At 70.9% G+C, this 573-nt stretch carries 1 protein-coding gene; it reads right to left on the bottom strand.

Going from position 1 to position 573, the window contains the following annotated elements; genetic code table 11:
* Positions 1-524, bottom strand: a 524-nt coding sequence (locus FJV41_RS49775) for an FHA domain-containing protein (RefSeq protein WP_141649571.1), incomplete at its 3' end; no start/stop codon positions are given.
* Positions 525-573 lie beyond the last annotated feature (49 nt).

Here is a 573-nt window from a genome sequence, read left to right as displayed (position 1 = left end):
GCGCCGGTGAGGGCGGGGATGCCCGCGGCGGGCGTACCACCCGGACCGCGCAGCCGCAGCATCGCGTTGCCCAGGGTGATTTCGTCACCCTGCATCACCTCGACTTCATCGGTGACGCGGTTGCGGTTGATGAAGGTGCCGTTCTGGCTGCCCAGGTCCTTGATGAAGACCTGGTCGCCCTGGCGGGTGATTTGCGCGTGACGCCGGCTGATGGACGGATGCTGGAGCCGCAGGTCCGACGAGGACGACCGCCCCAACACCAGGGGCCCCTGCTGCACGGGCACGAGCTGACCCGCCCCGGGGCCTCGCTCGACGTAGAGGAAGGCCGGTGGATGTCCGGGGTTCGAGTACTCGCGTCCCCAGTCGAACCGGCCGGACAACTCCCGGTCGTTCTTTTCCCGGCCCTTGCCGCCGCTCTTCGAGCGTCCCTTGCGAGAGCCCGCCGGAAACTGGGGCACCCGCTGGGGGCGAGGGTCGTCGGCCTGGAGGGGGGCCACCTCATCGTCGTCGAAGGGCAGCTCCACCTCGGGCTCCTTCGGCGCCTGCGTACCCGGCGGACGGGGAGGGCGGGGC

This window comes from Myxococcus llanfairpwllgwyngyllgogerychwyrndrobwllllantysiliogogogochensis (assembly GCF_006636215.1).
Taxonomy (GTDB): Bacteria; Myxococcota; Myxococcia; order Myxococcales; family Myxococcaceae; genus Myxococcus; species Myxococcus llanfairpwllgwyngyllgogerychwyrndrobwllllantysiliogogogochensis.
The sequence above is the reverse complement of the archived record's forward strand: the minus strand, read 5'-3'. Positions and strand labels throughout refer to the sequence as shown.